Below are 26,124 nucleotides of genomic sequence, written 5' to 3' on the forward strand. Positions count from 1 at the left end.
CCGGGGCCGCAGCCCCGGTCGAAGCGTTACAGCATGACGCTGCCGAGCAGGAAGCCGAATACCACCGCGAAGATCACGCCCAGGGTGCCGGGAATGAAGAACGGATGGTTGAACACGAAGCGGCCGATGCGCGTGGTGCCGGTATCGTCCATCTGCACCGCGGCGACCAGCGTCGGGTAGGTCGGCAGGATGAACAGGCCGGAAACGGCGGCGAAGGAGGCGACGGCGGTCAGCGGCGACACGTTCAGCGCCAGCGCCATCGGCATCAGCGCCTTGGCGGTGGCGGCCTGCGAGTACAGCAGCGCCGAGCAGAAGAAGAAGATCACCGCCAGCAGCCACGGGTGCGCCTGAATGACGCTGCCGGCCGTCTCTTTGATCCAGTCGATGTTGGCCTGCACGAAGGTGTCGCCCAGCCAGGCGACGCCGAGGATACAGATACAGGCGCTCATGCCGGCCTTGAAGGTGCTGGAGTTCAGCACCATGTCGGTGTCGACGCGGCACAGCAGGGTGGTCAGCGTGGCGACGCTCAGCATGATGATCAGGATGGCGTTGGTGGTGTTCATCAGCGGCTTGGCCACCAGGCCCAGGCCCGGGCTGTTGATGATGGCGTAGGCCACCACGCACAGCACGCCCAGCAGGAACAGCAGCACCGAGGCTTTGGCGCGTGGTTTGATCGCCAGCGCGTTGTTGCCGCGCAGGGTGATCAGGCCTTCTTCCAGGCGTTTCAGGTAGACCGGATCGTTAGACAGCTTGGAGTCGAACAGCCAGGTCACCAGCAGCGACATCACCAGCACGGCACAGAAAGTGGACGGGATCACCACCATCAGCAGATGCAGGTAGCTGACGCCGTGGCCTTCCATCACCGAAGACATGTACACCACCGCGGCGGAAATCGGCGAGGCGGTGATGGCGATCTGGGCGGACACCACGGCGGTCGACAGCGGCCGGCAAGGCTTGATGCCCTGTTCTTTCGCCACCTCGGCGATCACCGGCAGCGCCGAGAGCGAGATGTTGCCGGTGCCGGCGAAGATGGTCAGGAAGTAGGTGACGATAGGGGCGAGAATGGTGATATGTTTGGGGTTCTTGCGCAGCAGCTTTTCGGTCTGCTGCACCAGGTAGTCCATCCCCCCGGCGACCTGCATCGCGGAGATCGCCGCGATCACCGCCATGATGATGGAAATCACGTCGAAAGGGATGCTGCCCGGCTTGACGCCGATCAGCGCCAGGACCAGAACGCCCAATCCCCCCGCGAACCCGATACCGATACCGCCCAACCTGGCCCCTAAAAAGATGGCCAGCAGAACGATAACCAATTCTACGGCTAGCATAGTGTTTACTCCTTAAAATGAGATTTCCCGTCATCCTTGAAACTGCATCGGTGTTGGCTGCGAGCACTCACCCCAGTCACTTACTTGAGTAAGCTCCTGGGGACTTGCGCTCTTGCCGCCTTGATGCAGTCCCAATGATTTAGGGTGTAAATTGAAAATAAAACGTTAAAATTTTGTGGGCGCCGAAAAGTAAAAAGGCACGCTATCCAGAGGATTTAGCGTGCCTTTCAGGGCTACCGGGTAGGTCTGTTATTGTTCATTTTCATCCGTATAGCGTTTGGCTTTATAGGCCGGGTGCATCAGGTTCTCCACGGAGAAGATGTCATCCAGCTCGGCTTCGGTCAGCAGGCCGCGTTCCAGCACCACTTCACGCACGCTCTTGCCGGTTTCGGCGCAGATCTTCCCGACGATGTCACCGTTGTGGTGGCCGATGAACGGGTTCAGATAGGTGACGATACCGATCGAGTTGAAGACGTAGTGTTCGCAGACTTCTTTATTCGCGGTGATGCCGTTAATGCATTTTTCCAGCAGGTTGTAGCAGGCGTTGGTCAGGATGTGGATCGACTCGAACATCGCCTGGCCGATCACCGGCTCCATCACGTTCAACTGCAGCTGGCCCGCTTCGGCCGCCATGGTAACGCAAGTGTCGTTGCCAATCACCTTGAAACACACCTGATTGACCACTTCCGGCACCACCGGGTTCACTTTGGCCGGCATGATGGACGATCCCGCCTGCAGCTCCGGCAGGTTGATTTCATTCAGGCCGGCGCGCGGGCCGGAGGAGAGCAGGCGCAGGTCGTTACAGATTTTGGACAGTTTCACCGCCAGGCGTTTGAGCGCGCTGTGCACCATCACGTAGGCACCGCAGTCGGAGGTGGCTTCGATCAGGTCTTCCGCCGGCACCACCGGCAGGCCGCTGACTTCCGCCAGTTTTTGCACCGCCAGCGGCTGGTAGCCTTCCGGGGTGTTGAGCGCGGTGCCGATGGCGGTGGCGCCCAGGTTCACTTCCAGCAGCAGCTCCGCGGTGCGGTGCAGGTTGCGGGTCTCTTCGTTCAGCAGCACGCTGAAGGCGTGGAATTCCTGGCCGAGGGTCATCGGCACCGCGTCCTGCAGCTGGGTACGGCCCATCTTTAGGATGGTTTCGAACTCTTTCGCCTTGCGATCGAAGCCTTCGCGCAGCTGGTTGATGGCGTCGATCAGTTTCTGGTTGGAGGCGTACACCGCGATGCGGAACCCGGTCGGGTAGGCGTCGTTGGTGGACTGGCATTTATTGAGGTGATCGTTCGGGTTCAGGTACTGGTATTCGCCTTTTTGGTGGCCCATCAGCTCCAGGCCGATGTTCGCCAGCACTTCGTTGGTGTTCATGTTCAGCGAGGTGCCCGCGCCGCCCTGGAATACGTCCACCGGGAACTGATCCATGCACTTGCCTTTATCCAGCACCTCGTCGCAGGCCTGGATGATCACGTCGGCGATTTTGCGCGGGATGGTTTTGAGTTCTTTGTTGGCCATCGCCGCGGCCTTTTTCACCATCACCATGCCGCGAACGAACTCGGGGACATCGCTGATTTTGCTGTTGCTGATGTAGAAGTTTTCAATCGCACGCAGAGTGTGAACTCCGTAGTAAGCGTCTGCGGGGACTTCACGTGTTCCTAACAGGTCTTCTTCGATACGAATGTTGTTTGACATGAGAACCTTCTCTATGTGTTGCTGCCGAATTAATAATTTGTCAGGTCAAGGCTAAAGGGCACAGCCTAAATTAATATTGCCGAAGGCTTGGGGCGTGAAACGATTAACCAAATCGCCCGTTGCTGCCCAGATCATATGCTGGTTGATAAGAAATGACTGAATCCAGATCACCTTATGGTGTTTAAGGATATGCCCTTTTCCGGTTCTGTGACTTCTTTCACGTTTGTGAACTTTAGCAATAAAAACCGGCTCTCGGTTGAAATGGTGGGGGGATGCCCTCATTGTAATGGTGTCGGCCGTTTACGGCCTCTTTTTTCGCGCCGTCGCCCCCGTGGCGGCCGCGTTTTACCTACCGATAGGAGAACCAGGTGCGCTGGTTACCGCTACTGCTGATATTTCTGCTGGCTTACATAGAAATATCCATCTTTATCAAAGTCGCCGCCGTGCTCGGCGTGGCTGTCACCCTGTTGCTGGTGGTGTTCAGCTCCTGCGTCGGCATTTCGCTGGTGCGCAATCAGGGCATGAAAACCTTCGTGCAGATGCAGCAAAAACTGGCGGCCGGCGAAAGCCCGGCGGCGGAAATGGTGAAAAGCGTTTCGCTGGTGCTGGCGGGCTTCCTGCTGCTGATTCCGGGCTTCTTCACCGATTTCCTCGGCCTGCTGCTGCTGCTGCCGCCGGTGCAAAAATCGCTGACGCTGAAGCTGATGCCGCATCTGTCGGTGTATCGCCCCGGCGGTTGGACGGGCGGCGACGCCGCCAACGGCAACACCTTTGACGGCGAATTCCAGCGCAAGGACGACGAGCGCCCGGTGCTGGAACACCGCCCGGACGAGGATCGCAAACCTCACGATCGTTAAGCAAACGCGGCCCAGGCCGCGTTTTTCATCTCTGCGGCACTCGCCGAACCAAAAATGCGAAATTTTTTTCGTTAGCCCCCTTGAAGGGGGCTGGAACGCCCCCATCTCAAATGCCACGAGGCCGGTAATAACAACCATCCGGTGTACAACCCTAAATCTGATAGAGACCTTCTTACAGGAGAGCGTTCAATGAGTATTCGTCCATTGCATGACCGCGTTATCGTCAAGCGCAAAGAAGTTGAATCAAAATCTGCTGGCGGCATCGTCCTGACTGGCTCTGCTGCGGGTAAATCCACTCGCGGTGAAGTGGTTGCAGTGGGTAAAGGGCGTGTGCTGGAAAACGGCAACATCCAACCGCTGGATGTGAAAGTTGGCGATATCGTGATTTTCAACGACGGCTACGGCGTGAAAGCAGAGAAGATCGACAATGAAGAAGTGTTGATCATGTCCGAAAGCGACATTCTGGCAATTGTTGAAGCGTAATTGCGCTTTATCTTCTGAACTGAACGAGTTGAAGGGAAATACCAATGGCAGCTAAAGACGTAAAATTCGGCAATGACGCTCGCGTGAAAATGCTCCGCGGCGTGAATGTTCTCGCTGATGCAGTAAAAGTGACCCTGGGCCCGAAAGGCCGCAACGTAGTGCTGGATAAATCTTTCGGCGCACCGACCATCACCAAAGACGGCGTTTCCGTTGCGCGTGAAATCGAGCTGGAAGACAAGTTCGAGAACATGGGCGCACAGATGGTGAAAGAAGTGGCCTCCAAAGCGAACGACGCGGCGGGCGACGGCACCACCACGGCAACCGTACTGGCTCAATCCATCATCACCGAAGGCCTGAAAGCGGTTGCTGCCGGCATGAACCCGATGGATCTGAAGCGCGGCATCGACAAAGCGGTTGTCGCTGCGGTTGAAGAACTGAAAAAACTGTCCGTACCTTGCTCCGATTCCAAAGCTATCGCTCAGGTGGGCACCATCTCCGCCAACTCCGACGAAACCGTGGGTAAACTGATCGCGGAAGCGATGGAGAAAGTGGGCAAAGAAGGCGTTATCACCGTTGAAGAAGGCACCGGCCTGCAAGACGAGCTGGACGTGGTTGAAGGTATGCAGTTCGACCGCGGTTACCTGTCCCCATACTTCATCAACAAGCCGGAAACCGGTTCTGTTGAGCTGGAAAGCCCGTTCATCCTGCTGGCTGACAAGAAGATCTCCAACATCCGCGAAATGCTGCCGGTGCTGGAAGCCGTTGCCAAAGCAGGCAAACCGCTGCTGATCATCGCTGAAGACGTTGAAGGTGAAGCGCTGGCGACCCTGGTGGTCAACACCATGCGCGGCATCGTGAAAGTGGCTGCCGTTAAGGCGCCTGGCTTCGGCGACCGTCGTAAAGCCATGCTGCAGGACATCGCGACCCTGACTGCCGGTACCGTTATCTCTGAAGAGATCGGTCTGGAGCTGGAAAAAGCCACCCTGGAAGACCTGGGTCAGGCGAAACGCGTTGTCATCAACAAAGACACCACCATCATCATCGATGGCGTGGGCGACGAAGCGACCATCCAGGGCCGCGTTGCTCAGATCCGTCAGCAGATCGAAGAAGCGACCTCTGACTACGATCGTGAAAAACTGCAGGAGCGCGTAGCGAAACTGGCCGGCGGCGTTGCCGTTATCAAGGTTGGCGCAGCGACTGAAGTTGAAATGAAAGAGAAGAAAGCCCGCGTTGAAGACGCCCTGCACGCAACCCGCGCTGCAGTGGAAGAAGGCGTGGTTGCCGGCGGCGGCGTCGCGCTGATCCGCGTTGCAGGCAAAATCGCCGCGCTGAAAGGCGACAACGAAGACCAGAACGTGGGTATCAAAGTTGCGCTGCGCGCAATGGAAGCCCCTCTGCGTCAGATCGTGATTAACGCCGGTGAAGAAGCTTCCGTTATCGCCAACCAGGTGAAAGCGGGCGAAGGCAGCTACGGCTACAACGCTTACTCTGAAGAATATGGCGACATGATCGCGATGGGTATCCTGGATCCAACCAAAGTGACCCGTTCTGCTCTGCAGTACGCGGCTTCCGTGGCTGGCCTGATGATCACCACCGAATGCATGGTCACCGACCTGCCGAAGGCTGACGCACCGGATCTGGGCGCAGCAGGCGGCATGGGCGGCATGGGCGGTATGGGCGGCATGATGTAATCATCCCCCCACACGCTTGTGTGCTGAGAACCCCGGTCAAACGACCGGGGTTTTTTTTAGCTTAAAAATCAATAAAAAGGATGTTTTATTAGCTTGTTATTAGTTTGATGAATGAATGATTGCATTATTTTGTTTTTGCCCTAAACCGTTGTCGTTTCGTACCGATATAGCCCCTACCGGGTGGGGAATTTTCCCCCGCCGGGGTGATTGTCAACGGAGACGACTTATGCTGAAAAATATGAAAATAGCCACCTGGCTGATGTTGATGCTGTTGCTGCTGGGCTTGATGCCCATGGGAACCGGCGCCATCGCCTTCTATTTCATGCAGCAAAACGGCAACAGCATCGGCAGAATGAGCACTTTCTCCGACGAGGAAGCGGCGCTGAACCGCAGCTGGCGTGCTTTGCTGCAAACGCAGACGCTGATCGACAACATGGCGTTCGAGCGTATGGCGCAGACCAGCAGAGCCGATATTCAGCAGGGCATTGATGAGGCGCGCGGCGAGCTGCGCGGCGCCGATGTCGCTTTCAATCTGTTCTGGGATACGCCGGGCCTGACGGTATCGCGCCCGGAGCTGGGCGAGGCGATGAAAAAGGTCTACCTGGCGCAGCAGAGAGTGCTGAAGCAAGAGTTGACGCTGCTGGCCGAGACGCCGCAGGCATCGTTGATTGAACGGCTGCACGCCATGGCGGCCGAGAAGCGTCAGGTGCGCCAACGGTTGGACGGCCAGTTTGCCGACTACATGCGGGCCACGGTGGCCGCCCACCGTCTGGCGGTGGAGGAGGCGGAGCAGACTCAGAAAGTGTTCGCCCGCCTGCTGAGCGGCACCCTGGCGGCGATCCTGCTGCTGCTGCTCGCTGTACAGCGTGATTTCCGCCGGCGCCTGATCCTGCCGCTGCGCCAGATTGCCGAACATTTGCAAAAGGTTGGGCGTGGCGATCTGCGTAGCAAGATCGTGGCGCGCAGCAACGATGAGATTGGCATGTTGTTCGCCAGCCTGCAGGCGATGCAGCAGGAGCTGAGCGCCACCGTGCAGCAGGTGCGTGACGGCGTGGAGTCGATCAACCACGGCACGCATGAGATCGCCGTCGGCAACGCCGATCTCTCCAGCCGCACAGAAGAACAGGCCAGCGCGCTGACGGAAACCGCCGCCAGCATGGAACAGATCACCGCTACGGTGCGGCAAAACGCCGATAACGCCAACCAGGCCGCCGGGATGGTCAATCAGACCGCCGGCATTGCCCGCAACGGCGAAACGCTGATGGCCAGCGCGGTCGACAAGATGCGGGCGATCAACGACAGCGCGCGTCAGGTGGGGGATATTACCAGCGTGATCGACGGCATCGCCTTCCAGACCAACATTCTGGCGCTGAACGCCGCCGTCGAGGCCGCGCGCGCCGGGGAGCAGGGGCGGGGTTTTGCGGTGGTGGCCGGCGAAGTGCGCAACCTGGCGCAGCGCTGCGCGACTTCGGCCAAGGAGATCAGCAGCCTGGTCGACGGCGTCACCGGCGATATCGCCGCCGGCGTGCGGCTGGTGGAACAGGCGGGCGAGACGATGAATGCCATCGTCGGCTCGGTGAACCAGGTGACGTCGCTGATGGATAACATCTCGTACGCGTCGCAAGAGCAAAGCAAGGGCGTTGAGCAGGTCGGGGTGGCGGTGACCCAGATGGATCAGGTAACCCAGCAGAATGCCGCGCTGGTGGAAGAGGTGGCGACCACCGCCGTCGGCGTAGAGGAGCAGGCGGCCCTGCTGGCGCAGGCGGTGGCGGTATTCCAACTGGCGGGAGAGCCGGCAGCGTCGGCTTCGGCGGCCGGTGCCGGCTGGGTATAATGCCGCCGCTCTGTATTTGATGATATTTTTGCCGCCCGGGGCGATTTAGCTGGTAAACTGGTTAGTCATCAGCTGTCGCTCAAGACGTTGGCCCGCTCGCGCGGCAACGGATGCTTAAGAGATGGCATCGCTTTCTGATAAGCTTTTGCGTAATTCTCAACATCGAATGGGGAACAAGATGCGGATTAAAGCCTTACTGGGTCTTTCGGCAGCGGTGCTGCTGGCGGGTTGCAGCACCACTCATGAACTGACCGCTGCGGGTCAGCAGATCAAGTTCACTGACAGCAAGCCGGCGGCGGAATGCCAGCTGCTGGGGGAAGTGACCGGCACCCAGAGCAACTGGCTGTCCGGCAACGGCGGTGAGGGCAGCTCCATGCGCGGTGCGGCCAACGATCTGCGCAACAAGGCGGCGGCAATGGGCGGCAACGTGATCTACGGTGCCAACAGCCCAAGCCAGAACCTGCTCTCCAGCTTCGCGCCGCTGGACAGCAAAATGGTCGGCCAGGTTTACAAGTGCCCGTAAGGCGCTGAGGCCAAACGCCGCACAGAGATAAAAAAAGAGGAATGCCACGGCATTCCTCTTTTCGTTCCATCAGGCCATGTGGCGCGCATCACTCCTGCATCAGGCGCAGGTCGATCGGTGTTTTGCTCGGTTCGCCGCCTACTTCACGCGTCAGGCGCGGCACCAGATAACCGGACACCTTGCTCAGCAGCGCCTGCATGATGACGCGCGCTTCATCGTCGCTGACCATGAAGTGCGCCGCGCCCTGCACCTTGTCCAGCACGTGAATGTAGTAGGGCAGGATGCCGGCGTCGAACAGCGCGTTGCTGAGCGCGGCCAGCGTGTCGGCGTCATCGTTGACGTCGCGCAGCAGCACGCTTTGATTGAGCAGCGTGACGCCGGCGAGGCGCAGCTGAGCCATGGCACTCTGCAGCTCGCGGTCGATTTCGTTGGCGTGGTTGATATGCGTGACCATCAGCACCTGCAGGCGCGAGGCCGACAGCAGGCGGCACAGCGCCGGCGTAATGCGCGCCGGGATCACCACCGGCAGACGGGTGTGAATGCGCAGGCGTTTCAGGTGCGGGATGGCCTCCAGTTCGCCGACCAGCCACTCCAGCTCGCTGTCTTTGGCCATCAGCGGATCGCCGCCGGAAAAAATGATCTCGTCGAGTTCCGGGTGTTGGCGGATATAATCCAGCGCCTGCCGCCAGTTGTTCTTGTTGCCCTGATTATCCTGATAGGGGAAGTGGCGGCGGAAGCAGTAACGGCAGTTGACCGCACAGCCGCCTTTGACCAGCAGCAGCGCGCGATTGCGGTATTTGTGCAGCAGGCCCGGCACCACGCTGCGCTGCTCATCGAGCGGATCGGTGGTGAACCCTGGGGCGTTGATGAACTCCTCTCTGGCGGTCAGCACCTGGCGCAGCAGCGGGTCGTTGGCATCGCCGGGGCGCATGCGCGCAGCGAAGGCGCGCGGCACGCGCAGGGCAAACAGCCGGCGGGCATCGCGCCCCTGCGGCAGTTCCGGGTGCGTATTCAGTGACAAAAGCTGCAGTAATTCATCGGGATCGGTAATAACATCGGCGAGTTGATGCAACCAATCTTCTCTATGTGCCGTACTTTGGGTTATAATGTGTGCCATTTTTTTGGCTAAGCTACCAGTTCAAATATTCAGAGGGCCATCATGGCGACTTATTCTAGCAACGATTTCCGTCCGGGTCTTAAAATCATGTTCGAGGGCGAACCTTACGCCGTCGAAGCCAGTGAGTTCGTTAAGCCGGGCAAAGGCCAGGCGTTTGCACGCGTGAAAATGCGCCGTCTGCTGACCGGCACCCGCGTGGAAAAAACCTTCAAGTCTACCGATTCTTGCGAAGGCGCAGACGTGATGGACACCAACATGAACTACCTGTACAGCGACGGTGAGTTCTACCACTTCATGCACCCTGAGTCTTTCGAACAGCATCAGGTTGACGGCAAAACCGTCGGCGACGCGGCCAAATGGCTGCAGGATAACGCAGAGTGCATCATCACTCTGTGGGATGGCCGTCCAATCGCCGTTCAGCCGCCGAACTTTATCGAAGCGGAAATCACCGATACCGATCCTGGCCTGAAAGGCGATACCGCAGGGACTGGCGGCAAGCCGGCTACCCTGAGCACCGGCGCCGTGGTAAAAGTGCCGTTGTTCGTCCAGATCGGCGAAGTGATCAAGGTTGACACTCGCTCTGGCGAATACGTCTCTCGCGTTAAGTAAGTTTCAAAACAGAGGAACCCCCGCGGTTCCTCTGTTTTATCCCATCCTCGTTCGTTGGCAGAAAATCCGCATGTTCAAGAAAACGCTGTTGGCCGTGCTCTCCCTGTTGTTCCTTTTCTCCCTCAGCAGTTGCAATACGTTTCGCGGTTTCGGCGAAGACGTTCAGCATCTCGGCGGCGCCATCTCCCGCACGGCCAGCTGATCCTGCCTTTAACCCGATGTATTTGCGCCACAAAGCCGGTCACTATCCCACACCCTCCGTCAATTTTGACTACGCTTAGAAAGCCGTACTTTTTCATCAACGACCAATAAGGACTTTCTTATGCTGAAGAAAAGTATTATCGCGATCTTCTCTTTGATGATTTTGAGCTCGCTGACCGCCTGCAATACCACCCGCGGTGTGGGTGAAGACATTCAGGCCGGCGGCAAGGCTATTCAGCGCAGCGCGGAATAATCCGCATTCCACCCGGCGGCGTTCCGGCTGCGGAGAGCCGCCACATTTCTATCCCTTGCCTGAGCGTTAACGCTGCTGCTATCCTGCCGCAGTGCGGGTGAGGTTACCCCTCATGCATCACCTCGCTGAACGGGACGACCCGTTTACGCGTCATTTTATCGGGGACGACCCCAGTGGTAGGGAGGCCGTCTCATGGCCTGGATTATTCTGCTTATCGCCGGTTTGCTCGAAGTGGTTTGGGCTATCGGTCTGAAATACACCCACGGTTTTACCCGGCTGACGCCGAGCATTATCACCATCGCCGCGATGGTGGTCAGCATGTTGCTGTTGGCCAACGCCATGAAAACGCTGCCCGCCGGCACCGCCTACGCGGTGTGGACCGGCATCGGTGCGGTGGGCGCGGCCATCATGGGCATGGTGCTGTTGGGCGAATCGACCAATATCGCGCGCATCATCAGCCTGTGCCTGATCGTGGTCGGCATCCTCGGGCTGAAGTTCAGCAGTCACTGATCGGCGGACTGCTGCACCCAGATCAGCTTGTCGGTGGCGAAACCGTAGCCTTTGGCTGTCTGCAATAAACGGTCGCGCACGGCGGCGTCAAGCGTCGGCGTGCGCGACAGGATCCACAGATAGTCGCGGTTCGGGCCGCAAACCAGCGCGTAGCGATACGCCGGATCCAGGGCAATCACGTTATAGCCGCCGTAGAAGGGGCCGAAGAACGACACTTTCAGCGCCGCGACCTGCGGTGAACCGATAAAGTAGGCTTTGCCTTCGCTTTCTTGCCATTGCTGTTTCTGCGGATTGAAGCCGCGATTGATGACTTTCAGTCCGCCGTCGGCGCGCGGGCTGTAGTGGGCGGTCACCTGCTGCAAACCGCGTTCAAAGCGATGATCCAGACGTGCAATCTCATACCAGGTGCCGAGATAGCGCTGGCTGTCGAAAGGGGTCACGACCTTGATGTCTTTAGGCGGGGAGACGCTGCAAGCGACGGAGAGCAGGGCGGAAAGCATGACGCTAAGCTTTGACCATAAACGCATCGGTGACTCCTGTTTACCGGGGGCGAGTAGACAGTGTAGCCGATGAGAAAAGGGCGGCCAACGGGCGTTGGCCGCCTGAGCGGTTTACAGCGTGACGACGCCGATGACGGTGACCACGCTGAGGATTGCCGCCAGACCGTAGAACACCCACTTGCCGGCCGGCACGTGGATCTTCAGATCGTGCATCGCATGGTGGATGCGGTGCAGGCCGCACCACAGTGGCAGAATGATCATCAGCAGCAGGAACAGGCGGCCGATCAGGCTCTGGCAGAACGCCAGCACGCGCTCGTAACCCAGCGCCTCACCGGGGAACAGCCCCAGCGGCAGCAGAATGCCGACCAGCAGTACGATGGCCGGCGCGACGATCGCCCCCCACATACCGCCGGCGCCGAACAATCCCCAGAAAACCGGCTCGTCGGAACGTTTAGGTGCTTGATTTATCATGTTTCCTCCGGATTAGATCAGGGCCACGGCCAGGATGACCACGCTGACGACGATGGTGACGGCCCACAGCCCTTTCACGATGGGGCCCGGCCCCATTTTCTCGCTGTTGACCACGATATTGGCGGCCTTCGGCGCCAGATCGAACCAGGTTTTGGTGTGCAGCGCCGCCGCCAGCAGGGCGACGACGTTGATCAACAGCACCAGCGGATTCTGCAAGAAACCGACGAAGCCGGCCCAGCTCTCGGCGCCGCCCTTCAGCGCAAACACGCCGTACAGCAGCACGATGCTGAACCACACCGCCAGCACCGAGGTGCCTTCGCGCAGCATGTAGAAACGGTAGAAGCCGAGCTTTTGCCACCAGGTGGGCGTCATGGTGCGCACATAGGGCTTACGTTGAGTTGTCATGGCAATTTTTCTCCCTTATTGCGGCTTCAGCATGGCGATCATGAAGTCTTTGGCGCTCTCCACCTTGCCCTGCTGGATGGCTGCGGCGGGATCGACGTGTTTCGGGCAGACTTCAGAGCAATAGCCGACGAAGGTACAGCTCCAGACGCCGTTTTGGCCGTTGAGCTGCGGCATGCGCTGTTTCTTGCCGTGGTCGCGGTTGTCCAGGTTATAGCGGTGCGCCAGCGTGATCGCCGCCGGGCCGATAAACTCGGGGTTGAGGCCGAACTGCGGGCACGCGGCGTAGCACAGGCCGCAGTTGATGCAGCCGGAGAACTGGTGGTATTTGGCCATCTGCGCCGGGGTCTGCACGTTCGGGCCATCCTCCGGTTTGCGATCGTTGCCGATGATGTACGGTTTGATCGCCTCCAGGCTTTCGATGAAGTGGGTCATGTCCACCACCAGATCGCGCTCGATCGGGAAGTTGCCCAGCGCTTCGACCTTCATGCCGCCGACGTAGTCGCGCAGGAAGGTTTTGCACGCCAGCTTCGGCACGCGGTTGACCATCATGCCGCAGGAGCCGCAGATCGCCATGCGGCAAGACCAGCGGTAGGAGAGGTCTGGCGCCAGGTTATCCTTGATGTAGCCCAGCGCATCGAGCAGCGAGGTCTGTTCATCATAAGGCACGGCGTAAGTGACGAAATGCGGCTCGGCGTCACTTTCCGGGTTATAGCGCATGACGTCGATCTTCAGGGTTTGCATCTCAGCCATTTGCCTGCTCCTTATTCTTTTTCTCCTGCGCTTCGGCTTCTGCGCCGTAGACGCGTTTGGCCGGCGGGAGCTTGGTGATTTTCACGTCGCTGTATTCGAGACGCGGCGCGCCCTGCGGGTTATGGAACGCCAGCGTATGCTTGAGGAAGTTGACGTCGTCACGCTCGGTGCAGCCTTCGTCCAGGCGCTGGTGGGCGCCGCGAGACTCTTTGCGGTTAAATGCGGAGTGCGCCATGCATTCGGCGACGTCCAGGCCGTAGCCCAGCTCGATGGTGTACAGCAGATCGGTATTGAACACGCTGGAGTTGTCGGTGATTTTGACGCGTTTGAAACGCTCTTTCAGCTCGGCCAGCTTATCGATGGTTTTTTGCATCAGCTCCGGCGTACGGTAGATGCCGCAGCCTTCTTCCATCGACAGCCCCATTTCGTCGCGGATCTTCGCCCAGTTTTCGTTGCCTTCCTGCTTCATCAGGTTGCCCAGGCGGGTTTCGACGTCGCGGGTTTGCGCATCCAGCGCGGCGCCGTTGGCCGGCGCGGTTTCCAGCGCGCGGCGCGCGGCGTGTTCACCGGCGACGCGGCCGAATACCACCAGTTCCGCCAGCGAGTTGGAGCCGAGACGGTTGGCGCCGTGCAGGCCGACGGAGGAACATTCGCCGACCGCGAACAGCCCCTTGATGCGGGTTTCGCAGTTCTGGTCGGTTTCGATGCCGCCCATGGTGTAGTGCGCGGTAGGGCGCACCGGGATCGGATCCTTCACCGGATCGACGCCGACGTAGGCTTTGGCCAGTTCACAGATGAACGGCAGCCGCTCCAGCAGCTTTTTCTCGCCCAGGTGGCGCAGATCGAGGTAGACCACGTCGCCGCGCGGGGTGGCGATGGTGCGGCCGGCGCGCCATTCGTGCCAGAAGGCCTGCGACACTTTGTCGCGCGGGCCCAGCTCCATGTATTTGTTCTTCGGCTCGCCCAGCGGGGTTTCCGGGCCCATGCCGTAGTCTTGCAGGTAGCGGTAGCCATCCTTGTTCACCAGAATGCCGCCTTCGCCGCGGCAGCCCTCGGTCATCAGGATGCCGGAACCGGGCAGGCCGGTCGGGTGATACTGCACGAACTCCATGTCGCGCAGCGGTACGCCGTGGTGGAACGCCATGCCCATGCCGTCGCCGGTAACGATGCCGCCGTTGGTGTTGTAGCGGTAAACGCGCCCGGCGCCGCCGGTGGCCATCACCACCGCGTTGGCGCGGATCTGCACGCGGGTGCCTTCCATCATGTTGAGCGCCACCAGGCCGCGCGCCTGGCCGTCATCCACCAGGATATCCAGTACGAAGTGCTCGTCGAAGCGTTGAATTTGCGGGTATTTCAGCGAGGTCTGGAACAGGGTGTGCAGCATGTGGAAGCCGGTCTTGTCGGCGGCGAACCAGGTGCGTTCGATCTTCATGCCGCCGAAGCGCCGCACGTTGACCGAACCGTCCGGTTTGCGGCTCCACGGGCAACCCCACTGTTCTAGCTGGGTCATCTCGCGCGGGCACTGATGCACGAAGTGATCGACCACGTCCTGCTCGCACAGCCAGTCGCCGCCGGCGACGGTGTCGTGGAAGTGGTAGTCGAAGGTATCGTGATCCTGAGTGACGGCGGCGGAGCCCCCCTCGGCGGCGACCGTGTGGCTGCGCATCGGGTAGACCTTAGAGATCAGCGCGATTTTCAGTTGGGGATTGGCTTCCGCTGCGGCTATTGCTGCACGTAAACCAGCGCCCCCGGCCCCAATAATGGCAAGATCGGCGTTAAAGGTTTGCACTGCATTCCTCCAATGTTCTTATTAAGAACGGCAAGTTAAATATCTATGCTTAAAATTTAGCGAACTCTTCGGGTGCTAACTAATTGAACCGATTAATGTTGCTTAAAGGTTAAGGATAGATATCTCCCACCAATAATGGGGAATTAACTATACCTAAAGTTAAGTAGTGGAAATTTGATGTGATCGATTGTTTTGTCGATTAACGCTTGCCCAACAGGCTTGCCTGCCTTTTCGCGCGTTCGGCGTGCTTTACCCTTTTTAACGCGCTTTTGCCGCCTATTTGTCGGAAATTGGCGTTATGGCCGGTTGCGCATCGTGAAGAATTTGTTTGGCTGCAAGGATGCGAGTAGACTGCATCCCCTGTTTGATTTCGGAGTTAATTACCATGAGCGAAACGGCAAGCTGGCAGCCTAGTGCACCCATCGCCAATTTGTTGAAACGCGCAGCGATTCTGGCTGAGATCCGGCGTTTCTTCGCCGATCGTGGCGTGCTGGAAGTTGAGACGCCCACCATGAGCCAGGCGACGGTCACCGACGTTCACCTGTTCCCGTTCGAGACGCGTTTCGTCGGGCCGGGGGCGGCAGAGGGCCTGACGCTATACATGATGACCAGCCCGGAATATCACATGAAGCGCCTGCTGGCGGCGGGCAGCGGCCCGATCTACCAAATGGGGCGCAGCTTCCGCAATGAAGAGGCCGGGCGGCACCATAACCCCGAATTCACCATGCTGGAGTGGTACCGTCCGCACTACGACATGTACCGCCTGATGAATGAGGTGGACGATCTGCTGCAACAGGTGCTGGACTGCGAGAGCGCGGAGACCCTGTCTTATCAGCAGGCGTTCCTGCGCCATCTGGACATCGATCCGCTGTCGGCGGAGAAGGCGCAGCTGCGCGAAGCGGCGGCCAAACTCGATCTGAGCAACATCGCCGATACCGAAGAAGATCGCGATACGCTGCTGCAGCTGCTGTTCACCGTGGGCGTGGAACCGCATATCGGCCGTGAAAAGCCGGCGTTCGTTTACCACTTCCCGGCCAGCCAGGCGGCGTTGGCGGAGATCAGCACCGAAGACCACCGCGTGGCGGAGCGTTTCGAGGTGTACTTCAAGGGTATTGAGCTGGCGAACGGTTTCCGCGAGCTGACCGACGGCCGTGAACAACAGCAGCGCTTCGAGCAGGACAACCGCAAGCGCGCGGAGCGCGGCCTGCCGCAGCAGCCGATCGACTATCACCTGTTGGCGGCTTTGCAGCACGGCATGCCGGAATGTTCCGGCGTGGCGCTGGGCGTGGATCGTCTGGTGATGCTGGCGCTGGGCGCCGAGAGCCTGAGCGACGTGTTGGCCTTCCCGGTCGGGATCGCCTGACGTTTCAGGCGGTGAAAAAAGCAAAAAGGGTCGGCATTTGCCGACCCTTTTTTTATCGCGAGAAGCGCTTACAGCCCCCCGGCGTCGCGCTTGGTGTTCGGCGCCGGCGTAGACGGCGGCGTACGGCCGTTGTTGGTCAACCGCGACAGCGTCTCGGTGCGCACCTGGAACGGCGGGTACGGCAGCGTGATGCCGTGCTCGCGATAGCCCGCCAGGATCAGCTGGTGGATCTCGTGGCGCAGCGGCATGCGGTGGCCCATCTCGGCGGCGTAAATACGCATCTCGAAGATCTGGATACCCTGTTGCAGATCGACCAGGTAAACCTCCGGCGCCGGATTATCCAGCACCAGCGAGCAGCGCTCGGCGGCGTTCATCAGGATCTTGGTCACCTCCTCGCTGTTGGCTTCGCCCGGCGCCGGTACGGTCAGCACCACACGGGTCAGGGTGTCCGACAGCGACCAGTTGACGAACTGTTCGGTGATGAACGCTTTATTCGGCACGATGATCTCTTTGCGATCCCAGTCCGAAATGGTGGTGGCGCGGGTATTGATCTTGGTGACGGTGCCGGTCAGGTTGCGGATCGTCACAGTGTCGCCGATGCGGATCGGTTTCTCGAACAGGATGATCAGGCCGGAGATGAAGTTGGAGAAGATCTCCTGCATGCCGAAGCCCAACCCCAGACTGAGCGCGGTAACCACCCACTGCAGTTTTGACCATTCGATGCCGATCCAGGCGAAGCTGAGCACCGCGCCGAACAGCAGCAGCAAGTACTTGGTGATGGTGGTGATGGCGTAGCCGGTGCCCGGCGACAGATCCAGGTGCTGCAGCACCGCCAGCTCCAGCAGCGCCGGCAGGTTGCGCACCAGCTGCATGGTGATGATCAGCACCAGAATGGCGATCAGCACCGCGCCGAGGGTGATCGGATGGGCGGTCTCCACACCGTTGACCGTCGAAGTCACGTCCCACAGCGAGATGTTTTCCAGGAAGGCGAACGCGGAGTGGATCTCGGACCACAGCACGATCACCGACACCAGCGCGATCAGCGTCAGGATCGACCGCACCAGCCGCAGCGACTGGGCGCTGATGGTGTCCAGATCGAAGTCCGAATCGTCCGGATCGATGGCGCCTTCGGTGCTGTTCGGGGTGTGCGAGGTTTCGTCTTCGCCGCGGGCGCGCTGGGCCAGGATGTCGGCACGGCGCTGTTTGGCGCGATCGAAGGCGATGCGCCGCCGTTGGATCAGCATCCAGCGGCGGATGATGTGGTAGATGACCAGCAACAGGAACCAGATCGCCACCGAGGTCTCCAGGCGCGCCAACAGCGCCTGCGCGGTGGTGAGGTAACCGACGGTCGACGCCAGCGCCGCCAGCAGCGGCGCCGACAGCAGCAGCCCCCAGAAGGCGCTGTTGAGCATGTTGTCGCCGGAGCCGTTTTTATCCAGATACAGCGGAATGCCGGCGCGTTTCAGGCTGTGGGTGACCAGCGCCAGCGCCAGACACAGCAGGATGAAGCACAGCCGCCCCAGCGTATTGGCGAACTCGCGTTCTTTCAGGCTATCGAAGGTGATCAGCGCCATGATCAGCGGCACGATCAGCCAGATCGACATCTTGTAGTAGCGCATGGCGCGCGAAACCTGCTTCGCCGGCCAGCGGAAGTGCACGATGAACAGCCCCTGCGGGTGGGCGAAGGCGGCGCAGATCATACAGATCCACAGGATCGGCAGCGTGGCGGTCACCCCTTTGCCGATCGCTTCCGCCACCGGGTAGTTCCAGGCGCTTTGCAGGCCGTAACCGAGCGCGGCCCACAGCACCGGCAGCGGCATCGCCACCAGAATCGACCAGAACACGGTGCGCACCGTCAGGAAGAATTCGTCCTGCGTCACCTTGCCGACGCGGCTGCTGGCGCGCTCGAGGAAGGCGTGATAGTGCTTGCGTGAACTGATGCTGAAAATCACCAGCAGCAGGGCGCCGAAGATCGGGATCAGCGTTTCGCGGCTGGTCACCATCATCATGAAGGCGCCGCCGAGCTGCGACAGCGTGTCCAGCGACAGGACGCGCGTCAGATCGTGCGCCACGTTGAGCGGATAAGAGAAGTTGATCGGATTGACGTCCGGCACCCAGAACAGATAGCGGTGGGTGGCGTCGCGAATTTCGTTTAACGCTTCGATCAGCTGGGTGTTGGCCACCTTCAGCTTGGTCAGCTCGAGGATTTGGGTGTCGCAACCGGACAGCAGCGAGTTCAGCAGCTCGCGCTGTGTGCGCAGCTGGGCATCGACGATGCGCTGCTCCTGGCTGGTCAGCGCGCTGCCGTCGTCGCGCTTGAATTCGCGCTGCGACAGCTTTTCCAGCTGATTTTCAAACTGCAGGCGCTGCACGCGCAACTGGGCCATGTCGCCGTCCAGCTGTTGCGGTTTGGGCATTTCCGGCAGCGTCGCCACCTGGGCGCGCAGGGTTTCCCCCAGCGCCGACGACGAACCGAGCCACTGGGCCTGCTCGATGATGGTGCTCAGCGCCTGGCGCACCTGCAGCGTCTGCGCCGCCGCCTGCCGCTGCTGCGACGAAATCAGATCCATGCGCTGCGCCTGGCTGTTCAGCGCGGCGGACAGTTCGCGGTTGATCTGCAGCTGCTGGCTGATGCTTTTTGGCAAATCGCCGTTCTGCTCGGCCAATTGCTCGGTTTTTTCCAGCGCCAGCTCCGCTTCGCGTTGGCGTTGGGCGTTGAGGTTGTTGCGCAGCGCCTGCAGCTGAACGTCTATTTTCTCGTGGCGCTTTTTATAGACCTCGGCGCGCATGCGCGCCAGCTCCTGCCGGTTGTTGGCCGACAGCTGCGCCAGCTCCAGCTCGTCCACTTTGGCTTTGCGCGCCGCGGCTTCGGCCTGCAGCAGGGCCAGGGCGGCCTGCGCATACGGGGTTGTCGGGTTGGTAGGCTGCGCCTGCAGGCGGCGCTGCACTTCCGTCAGCGCACGGCGGGCGTCGGTCTGCTGCTGCGGCAACTGGCCGAGCGAATCGCTGATCTCCCGCGTGCGATCCTGCTCTTGCTGCAGCAGGCGCGCCTGTTCCAGCAGCAGGCTGCTGGTTTGCAGGATCTGCTGTTCCAGCTCGGCGGCCGGCAGATCGTCGCCGTTCGGCAGGATCTTGTTGCTTTCCAGCACCAGTTGACGGCGCAGCTCCTGCGTCATCTTCGGAAAATCGTCGATCACCCTCTGATACTGCTCGGAGCGAGTCTGCGACTCTTTGCGCTCCGTCAGCCAGTTGAGGGCGCTTTGCAGCGCCTCGGTGGTCTCCGCCTGATTCGGCGCGTTTTTGCTGCTTTCCGCCTGCTTCAGCTCCTGTTTGAGCTGGGTCTCGGTCGGCACGGGGGCGGCCAGCGCCGGTTGCCACAGCAGGCAACCGAGCAAAAGCGTGATGAAAAGGCGCACGGCGTCGATTCCTTTAGATCGGGGTCTGTGGTGTTTCAGTGGCGGCCGGGATTTCGGCGAAGGCTTCACCCATGCGGGTGACGGTGCCGTTATGCAGCTGCGGCGCAAACTGCACGCTGCCTGCGGTAAACAGGTTGATCACCGTGGAGCCGAGTTTGAAACGGCCCATCTCGGCGCCTTTTTCCAGCGCGATGGCGCCTTCTTCACCAGCGGCCGGGTAGGTCCAGCGCTTGATAATGCCTTCGCGCGGCGGCGTGACGGTGCCGGCCCAGACGGTTTCGATGCTGCCGACGATGGTGGCGCCGACCAGGATTTGCACCATCGGCCCGATGTCGGTGTCGAAGACGCAGATCACGCGCTCGTTGCGTGCGAACAGGTTAGGCACGTTGGCGGCGGTGAGCGGGTTGACCGAGAACAGATCGCCCGGCACATAGATCATTTCGCGCAGCACGCCGGCACACGGCATGTGTACGCGGTGATAGTCGCGCGGCGCCAGGTAGGTGGTGGCGAACAGGCCGTTGCGGAACGGCTCGGCCAACAGGTAGTTGCCGGCCAGCAGCGCTTCCAGGCTGTAGTGGTGGCCTTTGGCCTGGAAGATTTGGTCCTCGCGGATCGGACCGAGCTGGCTGATGGCGCCATCGGCGGGCAGCGCCAGCCAGTTGGCGTCGGCGACGATCGGGCGCGCGCCATCGCGCAGCGGGCGCACGAAGAAATCGTTGAAGGTGGCGTAAGACGCCAGATCCGGGTTTTGCGCTTCCTGCATGTCCACGCGGTAGTAGCGGGCGAAGGTTTTGACCACCAGTTGGGTCAGCCAGCCGGCTCGTTTGTCGGCGCCCCAGCCCGCCAGGCGGGTCAGCGCCAGCTTCGGCAGCCAATATTGCAGTTTAATCTTGATGCTATCCAGCACGTTAACCTCGTGAATCAGGGTAAAGGGCGCGCATTGTAACGAGGGCTCCGCCGTCGTCAATGCCCGCCCGTCAGTGTCAGTCTGCGGCGTCCGTGAAGTTCTTGCGAACCTTCACCTGCGCCATGCTTTCCAGAATGCGGTGGTAGTTGTCGAAACGCTCTTCCGCGATATCGCCTTTCTCCATCGCCGCGCGGATAGCGCAGCCGGGATCGGTATCGTGGCGGCAGTCGCGGAATTTGCAACCGCCTAAATAATCACGGAATTCGACAAAGCCGCGGGTAATTTGTTCCGGCTCCAGGTGCCACAGGCCAAACTCGCGCACTCCCGGGGAGTCGATCACGTCGCCGCCGTGCTGGAAGTGGTACAGCCGCGCGGCGGTGGTGGTATGTTGCCCGAGGCCCGAGACGTCGGAAACCTGATTTACCAGAATTTGCTCTTCAGACGGCGGCAGCAGCGCGTTCAGCAGGCTGGATTTGCCGACCCCCGACTGGCCGGCGAAGATGCTGATGCGCCCGGCCAGCGCCTGTTCGAATTCCGCCATGCCTTCCCGCGTCTGGCTGGAGACTTCCAGCACCCGGTAGCCAATCTTGCGATAGATATCCATCATGCCGTCGACCAGCTTGCGCGCTTCGGCGTCCAGCAGGTCAATTTTGTTGAGCACGATCAGCGGCTCGACTTCGAGCGTTTCGCAGGCCACCAGATAGCGATCGATGATGTTCAGCGACAGCTCGGGCAGGATCGCCGACACGATGACGATCTGATTGATATTGGCGGCGATCGGCTTCACGCCGTCGTAGAAGTCCGGGCGCGTCAGCACCGAGGTGCGCTCGTGCACCGCTTCCACGATGCCCTTCACCCCTTCATGGGTGCCCAGACCGGGGCGCCACACCACGCGATCGCCGGTGACCAGCGAACGCAGCGTGCGGCGGATGTTGCAGCGGTGCTGAGTGCCATCCGGCGCCTCAACGTCGGCGTGCATGCCGAAACGGCTGATGACGACGCCTTCCTGCGGCTCGCCCAGCTGGGAATCATCCGGTTCCGGTTTGTTATCGGCGCGCTTCAAACGGCGCTGATGGTTCGCCTGCACGCGGCGTTGCTGACCTTTGGACAGTTTGTTCTTACTCACTGCGCCTCACTTGAATCGGTTTTATACCTTTACGTATATGCACAGCCGCGGCGGGGAGTTGCCCCCCGGCGCAGCCTTGAACCCGTCAGGGTATATGTCGCCCAAGGCGACCAAAAAGACTATGATACACGCTATTTTATATTAAATAACCGTTGTTAGCCGCCGGCTGCGGCGCGTCGCCACCGGCGGCGCCCGTCGTCTCGTCCGCACAGCGTTTTTCTCTCGGCTTTTAGGCAGGAAACATCATGACAGGAAACGAAAATAACCTGATTTGGATCGATTTGGAGATGACCGGGCTGGATCCCGAGCGTGACCGCATTATCGAGATCGCCACGCTGGTCACCGACGCCAACCTGAACATCCTGGCGGAAGGGCCGGTGATCGCCGTGCACCAATCCGACGAGCAGCTGGCCTTGATGGACGAGTGGAACGTGCGCACCCATACCGGCAGCGGACTGGTGGAGCGGGTGAAAGCCAGCCGCCAGGACGATCGCGCCGCCGAGCTGGAAACCATCGCCTTCCTGCAGCAATGGGTGCCGGCCGGCAAATCGCCGATCTGTGGCAACAGCGTGGGCCAGGATCGCCGTTTCCTGTTCCGCTACATGCCGGAGCTGGAGGCCTACTTCCATTACCGCTACCTGGACGTCAGCACGCTGAAGGAACTGGCACGCCGTTGGAAGCCGGAAATTCTCGGCGGCTTTAAGAAGCAGGGCACCCATCAGGCGCTGGATGACATCCGCGAATCGGTGGCCGAACTGGCTTATTACCGCGAACACTTCATTCAGCTTTAAGGCGATGGCGGCCCCTGCGGGGAAAAAACGCCGTTTTTAGCCGCTTAATTCGCCAATCTGGCGCTTTAATCGGCAATCAAACAAAAATCGCGTTTTTTTGCTTTCAGGGGCTTGCGGCAAAAAGGATTTCTCGTATAATGCGCACCCCGTACCGATGAAGAATTTCGTAACGTTCCACCATCGATACGCCGGGCGGGAATAGCTCAGTTGGTAGAGCACGACCTTGCCAAGGTCGGGGTCGCGAGTTCGAGTCTCGTTTCCCGCTCCAAATTCAACAATGTCGCGATGCGGCATGATGAATAAATAAAGCAGTATCAAGTAGTACCTATGCGACGCGGGAATAGCTCAGTTGGTAGAGCGCAACCTTGCCAAGGTTGAGGTCGCGAGTTCGAGCCTCGTTTCCCGCTCCAAAAATTCAAAGGTCACGCCAGTGTTTGGTGACCGGATGCCAAAAGCATCTCTATGCGGGAATAGCTCAGTTGGTAGAGCACGACCTTGCCAAGGTCGGGGTCGCGAGTTCGAGTCTCGTTTCCCGCTCCAATTTTCTCTTCGTTTCAAACTCAAGTCCAACGCCTTATCCGGCGCGGATTTTTGTCCCGTTTTACACGCCCGGTAAAAATGTTGTGAACAGAGTTATCCACAGCCTCTGCACATAAACTCGCCTGCCTGAAAAATCAACGTCATACAAATTAAATATTTATCTATTTGATTTATATGCTTATTTATTTATCCCAAAACGTTATGCCGATCACTTGCTCTTTTTGTTGCAGTTGAAAGACAACGTGTTTTTATTTTTATGCACAAATCCACAGAGTAAGGGTGCCGGTGATGCGGCCGCGCGGCGCACGCCGTCAGGCGTCCCTCGGTAAACCTTTTTCCACAGCCCGTATCAGCCGTTTTTTCTGTGCCGTCTGCACCTCTATGCCCTGCGCTTCACGGCGAGCAAGCTGTTGCGCCAGCGCCCAGTGGATATGTTCGTCCAGCATGCTGTCCTGGCCCAAACGCGTGCGCAGCGCGAGCACGACGCCGTCCTCATAAGGCGCATTGCCCAGCGCCACGGCGATATTGCGCAACCAGCGCAGGTGGCCGATGCGGCGTATCGCCGAGCCTTCGGTGATGCGCAGGAATTTTTCTTCTGTCCAGTTGAACAGATCGATCAGCTGCGGCGCATGCAGTGCGGCGCGCGGGCTGAAATCGTCTTCGTCAGTGAGCTGCGAAAAGCGATTCCACGGGCAGATCAGCTGGCAGTCGTCGCAGCCGTAGATGCGGTTGCCGAGCCGCGGGCGGAATTCTTCCGGGATCGCGCCTTCCAGCTCGATGGTGAGGTAGGAGATGCAGCGCCGGGCGTCGACAGTATAGGGGGCGACGATGGCGCCGGTCGGGCAAGTGGTGATGCAGGCGACGCAGCGGCCGCACTGTTCTTCCTGCGGCCGATCCACCGGCAGCGGCAGATCGATCAGTAACTCGCCGAGGAAAAACCACGACCCGGCTTCACGGTTGAGAATTAGTGAGTGTTTACCAACCCAACCGATGCCCGCCTTGGCGGCCAGCGCGCGCTCCATCACCGGCGCAGAATCGACAAAGGGGCGGAAATTCAACTCGCCGCAGTATTCCTGGATCTGATCGCCCAGTTTTTTCAGGCGCTGGCGCAACAGCTTGTGATAGTCACGCCCCAGAGCGTAGCGGCTGATGTAGCCCAGTTGCGGATTCTGCAAGGTGCTGGCGAACGCCGCCTTGGCCGGCAGGTAGTTCATGCGTACGCTGATCACTCGCAGCGTGCCCGGCAACAGTTCGTGAGGGCGTGCGCGCAACATGCCGTGGCGCGCCATCCATTCCATCTCGCCGTGGTACTGCTTGTCGAGCCAGGCCTGCAGCTTCGGCTCTTCAAGGCTCAGATCGGTATCGCAGATGCCAACCTGCTGGAATCCTAGCGATTGCCCCCATAGCTTGATATGTTGGGCGAGTTGATGGAGATCGAGGGGGTGCGTCATGACGGGCCACAGTGAAAAAGCATACGCTGACAGTTTACCACACTCTGTCTGGCCTGCGGATTGGATCCGTCGTTCGGAACCCGCGGCGGCGGCCTCGCTCGGTATTTCTCTTTACGATTTGATGCAGCGCGCCGGTCAGGCGGCCTACGCGCTGGCGCGCAACGCGTATCCCTCCCGCGACCACTGGCTGGTGCTGTGTGGCCACGGCAACAACGGCGGCGACGGCTATGTGGTGGCGCGTCTGGCGAAGGCGGCGGGCGTGCAGGTGACGCTGATCGCCTGCGAAGGCGCACGCCCTTTGCCACCGGAAGCCGCAGCGGCTCGCGAGGCCTGGCAAGCTGCAGGCGGCGACATTCTGCCGGCGAACAGCCGCTGGCCGGCGTCTGTTTCGCTCATTATCGACGGCCTGCTGGGCACTGGCCTTGGCAGCGCGCCGCGTGCGCCTTACGACGCGCTGATCGAGGCCGCCAACCGCCATTCGGCGCCGGTGGTGGCGCTCGATATCCCGTCCGGCCTGCTGGCGGAAAGCGGCGCGGCGCCAGGCGCGGTGGTGCGTGCTGCGCACACCGTCACGTTCATCGGCCTCAAACCGGGGCTGCTGACCGGCCAGGCGCGCGACTGGGTCGGGCAACTTCATCAGAATGCGCTAGGCTTATCGGGTTGGTTGGCGAAGCAACCGGAGCAGATTCAGCGGCTTACCGCCGAGGTGTTGCCGCGCTGGCTGCATCCGCGCCGCCCCTGCGCGCATAAGGGCGAGCATGGCCGCCTGCTGTTGGTGGGCGGCGATAGCGGTTTCGGTGGCGCCATTCGCATGGCGGCGGAGGCGGCGCTGCGCAGCGGGGCTGGATTAGTGCGAGTGCTTACTCACATTGATCATGTTGCGCCGCTGCTGGCGGCCAGGCCGGAGCTGATGGCGCAGGCGCTGGACGAGGCGACGCTGCGGCAGGCGATGCAATGGGCGGATGTGCTGGTGATTGGCCCGGGGCTGGGCCAGGCTGAGTGGGGCAAAAACGCCTTGAACGTGCTGCAAACCAGCGATAAACCAGCCTTGTGGGACGCCGATGCGCTGAACTTGCTGGCATTAAATCCCGAGAAACGGCAGAATCGCGTGATGACTCCGCATCCTGGAGAGGCGGCGCGGCTGTTGAGCTGCAGCACTGCCGACATCGAGAGTGATCGCTTACTTGCCGTGCGCAAGCTGACGGCGCGCTACGGCGGCGTGGCGGTGCTGAAAGGCGCCGGTACGCTGATCGCCGATGAGCAGGGGCAGATGGCGATCGCCGACGTCGGCAATGCCGGCATGGCCTCCGGCGGCATGGGTGATGTGCTGTCGGGCATCATCGGCGGTTTGCTGGCGCAAAAGCTCCCGCTGTATGATGCCGCCTGTGCGGGCTGCGTCGTGCATGGCGCGGCCGGCGATCGCGTAGCGGAAAGACAAGGAACAAGAGGCATGTTGGCGACCGATTTACTGCCGGACATCCTTCATTTCGTTAATCCTGAGTGGGCAAAATAGACTTTATCGA

The 26,124-nt window shown here is 60.2% G+C and carries 24 protein-coding genes and 3 tRNA genes; 15 read left to right on the forward strand and 12 right to left on the reverse strand.

Going from position 1 to position 26,124, the window contains the following annotated elements:
• Positions 1–26: 26 nt before the first annotated feature.
• Together ACJ8PN_RS10885 and aspA are read right to left on the reverse strand one after the other, a co-directional pair.
• Positions 27–1,328: an anaerobic C4-dicarboxylate transporter gene (locus ACJ8PN_RS10885; RefSeq protein WP_171453203.1), complete on the reverse strand. Its 1,302-nt coding sequence runs from the start codon at positions 1,326–1,328 to the stop codon at positions 27–29.
• A gap of 249 nt (positions 1,329–1,577) precedes the next feature.
• A complete protein-coding gene (gene aspA, locus ACJ8PN_RS10890; RefSeq protein WP_004929659.1) occupies positions 1,578–3,014 on the reverse strand; it encodes an aspartate ammonia-lyase in 1,437 nt (478 codons plus the stop codon).
• Between the two features lie 368 nt (positions 3,015–3,382).
• Here aspA and ACJ8PN_RS10895 point away from each other — a divergent pair, with 368 nt between their 5' ends.
• From ACJ8PN_RS10895 to ACJ8PN_RS10915, 5 genes are all read left to right on the forward strand, one after another.
• Entirely contained in the window at positions 3,383–3,871 is a 489-nt protein-coding gene (locus ACJ8PN_RS10895) for an FxsA family protein (protein ID WP_004929660.1), read from the forward strand.
• 189 nt (positions 3,872–4,060) lie between these two features.
• A complete protein-coding gene (locus tag ACJ8PN_RS10900; protein ID WP_004929661.1) occupies positions 4,061–4,354 on the forward strand; it encodes a co-chaperone GroES in 294 nt (97 codons plus the stop codon).
• Positions 4,355–4,398: 44 nt separating this feature from the next.
• Entirely contained in the window at positions 4,399–6,045 is a 1,647-nt protein-coding gene (gene groL, locus ACJ8PN_RS10905) for a chaperonin GroEL (RefSeq protein ID WP_046897953.1), read from the forward strand.
• A 226-nt stretch (positions 6,046–6,271) separates the two neighbouring features.
• A complete protein-coding gene (locus ACJ8PN_RS10910) occupies positions 6,272–7,879 on the forward strand; it encodes a methyl-accepting chemotaxis protein (RefSeq protein ID WP_171453206.1) in 1,608 nt (535 codons plus the stop codon).
• Between the two features lie 178 nt (positions 7,880–8,057).
• Positions 8,058–8,402: a DUF4156 domain-containing protein gene (locus ACJ8PN_RS10915; RefSeq protein ID WP_004929664.1), complete on the forward strand. Its 345-nt coding sequence runs from the start codon at positions 8,058–8,060 to the stop codon at positions 8,400–8,402.
• An 88-nt stretch (positions 8,403–8,490) separates the two neighbouring features.
• Here ACJ8PN_RS10915 and epmB read toward each other — a convergent pair whose 3' ends face one another.
• Entirely contained in the window at positions 8,491–9,519 is a 1,029-nt protein-coding gene (gene epmB / locus ACJ8PN_RS10920) for an EF-P beta-lysylation protein EpmB (RefSeq protein WP_042783506.1), read from the reverse strand.
• Between the two features lie 42 nt (positions 9,520–9,561).
• Between epmB and efp the strand changes: the two genes are divergently transcribed.
• The 4 genes from efp (at position 9,562) to sugE (ending at position 11,092) form a co-directional block, all read left to right on the forward strand.
• A complete protein-coding gene (gene efp / locus ACJ8PN_RS10925) occupies positions 9,562–10,128 on the forward strand; it encodes an elongation factor P (protein WP_004929666.1) in 567 nt (188 codons plus the stop codon).
• 70 nt (positions 10,129–10,198) lie between these two features.
• Positions 10,199–10,330 carry an entericidin A/B family lipoprotein gene (locus ACJ8PN_RS10930; protein ID WP_004929667.1) on the forward strand — a complete coding sequence of 44 codons (132 nt, stop codon included), beginning with the start codon at positions 10,199–10,201 and terminating at the stop codon, positions 10,328–10,330.
• A gap of 120 nt (positions 10,331–10,450) precedes the next feature.
• Entirely contained in the window at positions 10,451–10,582 is a 132-nt protein-coding gene (locus ACJ8PN_RS10935) for an entericidin A/B family lipoprotein (RefSeq protein WP_004929668.1), read from the forward strand.
• Positions 10,583–10,774: 192 nt separating this feature from the next.
• Positions 10,775–11,092 (forward strand): quaternary ammonium compound efflux SMR transporter SugE, encoded by a 318-nt coding sequence (gene sugE, locus ACJ8PN_RS10940; protein ID WP_004929669.1) that lies wholly within the window; start codon positions 10,775–10,777, stop codon positions 11,090–11,092.
• On the opposite strand, the gene blc is transcribed toward sugE, so the two are convergent.
• The 5 genes from blc to frdA form a co-directional block, all read right to left on the reverse strand.
• Positions 11,086–11,619, reverse strand: coding sequence for an outer membrane lipoprotein Blc (gene blc, locus ACJ8PN_RS10945; protein WP_171453207.1), 534 nt, complete (start codon positions 11,617–11,619; stop codon positions 11,086–11,088). The genes sugE and blc overlap by 7 nt on opposite strands.
• 84 nt (positions 11,620–11,703) lie before the next feature.
• Positions 11,704–12,063: a fumarate reductase subunit FrdD gene (gene frdD, locus ACJ8PN_RS10950; protein ID WP_004929672.1), complete on the reverse strand. Its 360-nt coding sequence runs from the start codon at positions 12,061–12,063 to the stop codon at positions 11,704–11,706.
• Between the two features lie 12 nt (positions 12,064–12,075).
• Positions 12,076–12,468, reverse strand: a complete 393-nt coding sequence (gene frdC, locus ACJ8PN_RS10955; RefSeq protein WP_004929673.1) for a fumarate reductase subunit FrdC — start codon at positions 12,466–12,468, stop codon at positions 12,076–12,078.
• A gap of 15 nt (positions 12,469–12,483) precedes the next feature.
• Complete coding sequence (locus ACJ8PN_RS10960; RefSeq protein WP_004929676.1) at positions 12,484–13,218, reverse strand: succinate dehydrogenase/fumarate reductase iron-sulfur subunit; 735 nt, start codon at positions 13,216–13,218, stop codon at positions 12,484–12,486.
• Positions 13,211–15,007: a fumarate reductase (quinol) flavoprotein subunit gene (frdA, locus tag ACJ8PN_RS10965; protein ID WP_171453208.1), complete on the reverse strand. Its 1,797-nt coding sequence runs from the start codon at positions 15,005–15,007 to the stop codon at positions 13,211–13,213. The genes ACJ8PN_RS10960 and frdA overlap by 8 nt, the downstream gene beginning before the upstream one ends.
• 385 nt (positions 15,008–15,392) lie before the next feature.
• Here frdA and epmA point away from each other — a divergent pair, with 385 nt between their 5' ends.
• Positions 15,393–16,370: an elongation factor P--(R)-beta-lysine ligase gene (epmA, locus tag ACJ8PN_RS10970; protein WP_033631603.1), complete on the forward strand. Its 978-nt coding sequence runs from the start codon at positions 15,393–15,395 to the stop codon at positions 16,368–16,370.
• 68 nt (positions 16,371–16,438) lie between these two features.
• On the opposite strand, the gene mscM is transcribed toward epmA, so the two are convergent.
• From mscM to rsgA, 3 genes are all read right to left on the reverse strand, one after another.
• Positions 16,439–19,786 carry a miniconductance mechanosensitive channel MscM gene (gene mscM, locus ACJ8PN_RS10975; RefSeq protein ID WP_442534934.1) on the reverse strand — a complete coding sequence of 1,116 codons (3,348 nt, stop codon included), beginning with the start codon at positions 19,784–19,786 and terminating at the stop codon, positions 16,439–16,441.
• Between the two features lie 13 nt (positions 19,787–19,799).
• Positions 19,800–20,693, reverse strand: a complete 894-nt coding sequence (asd, locus tag ACJ8PN_RS10980) for an archaetidylserine decarboxylase (RefSeq protein WP_442534935.1) — start codon at positions 20,691–20,693, stop codon at positions 19,800–19,802.
• A gap of 76 nt (positions 20,694–20,769) precedes the next feature.
• The gene (gene rsgA, locus ACJ8PN_RS10985; protein ID WP_004929686.1) at positions 20,770–21,819 is read right to left on the reverse strand and encodes a small ribosomal subunit biogenesis GTPase RsgA; all 1,050 of its coding nucleotides are present in this window, start codon (positions 21,817–21,819) and stop codon (positions 20,770–20,772) included.
• A 245-nt stretch (positions 21,820–22,064) separates the two neighbouring features.
• Here rsgA and orn point away from each other — a divergent pair, with 245 nt between their 5' ends.
• The 4 genes from orn to ACJ8PN_RS11005 all read left to right on the forward strand — a co-directional run bounded on the left by orn (position 22,065) and on the right by ACJ8PN_RS11005 (position 23,150).
• Complete coding sequence (gene orn, locus ACJ8PN_RS10990) at positions 22,065–22,610, forward strand: oligoribonuclease (RefSeq protein ID WP_004929689.1); 546 nt, start codon at positions 22,065–22,067, stop codon at positions 22,608–22,610.
• A 192-nt stretch (positions 22,611–22,802) separates the two neighbouring features.
• A tRNA-Gly gene (locus ACJ8PN_RS10995) sits at positions 22,803–22,878 on the forward strand.
• 66 nt (positions 22,879–22,944) lie between these two features.
• Positions 22,945–23,020 (forward strand) — tRNA-Gly (locus ACJ8PN_RS11000).
• 54 nt (positions 23,021–23,074) lie between these two features.
• Positions 23,075–23,150 (forward strand) — tRNA-Gly (locus ACJ8PN_RS11005).
• A gap of 311 nt (positions 23,151–23,461) precedes the next feature.
• Here the strand turns inward: ACJ8PN_RS11005 and queG are convergent.
• Positions 23,462–24,601: a tRNA epoxyqueuosine(34) reductase QueG gene (gene queG, locus ACJ8PN_RS11010; RefSeq protein WP_442534936.1), complete on the reverse strand. Its 1,140-nt coding sequence runs from the start codon at positions 24,599–24,601 to the stop codon at positions 23,462–23,464.
• Between queG and nnr the strand changes: the two genes are divergently transcribed.
• On the forward strand, positions 24,600–26,114 hold the full coding sequence (gene nnr, locus ACJ8PN_RS11015) for a bifunctional ADP-dependent NAD(P)H-hydrate dehydratase/NAD(P)H-hydrate epimerase (RefSeq protein ID WP_442534937.1): 1,515 nt from the start codon (positions 24,600–24,602) through the stop codon (positions 26,112–26,114). The two genes, queG and nnr, sit on opposite strands and share 2 nt — an antisense overlap.
• Positions 26,115–26,124 lie beyond the last annotated feature (10 nt).

The organism is Serratia sp. CY76391 (genome assembly GCF_052166695.1).
Classification (GTDB): Bacteria; Pseudomonadota; Gammaproteobacteria; order Enterobacterales; family Enterobacteriaceae; genus Serratia; species Serratia nematodiphila.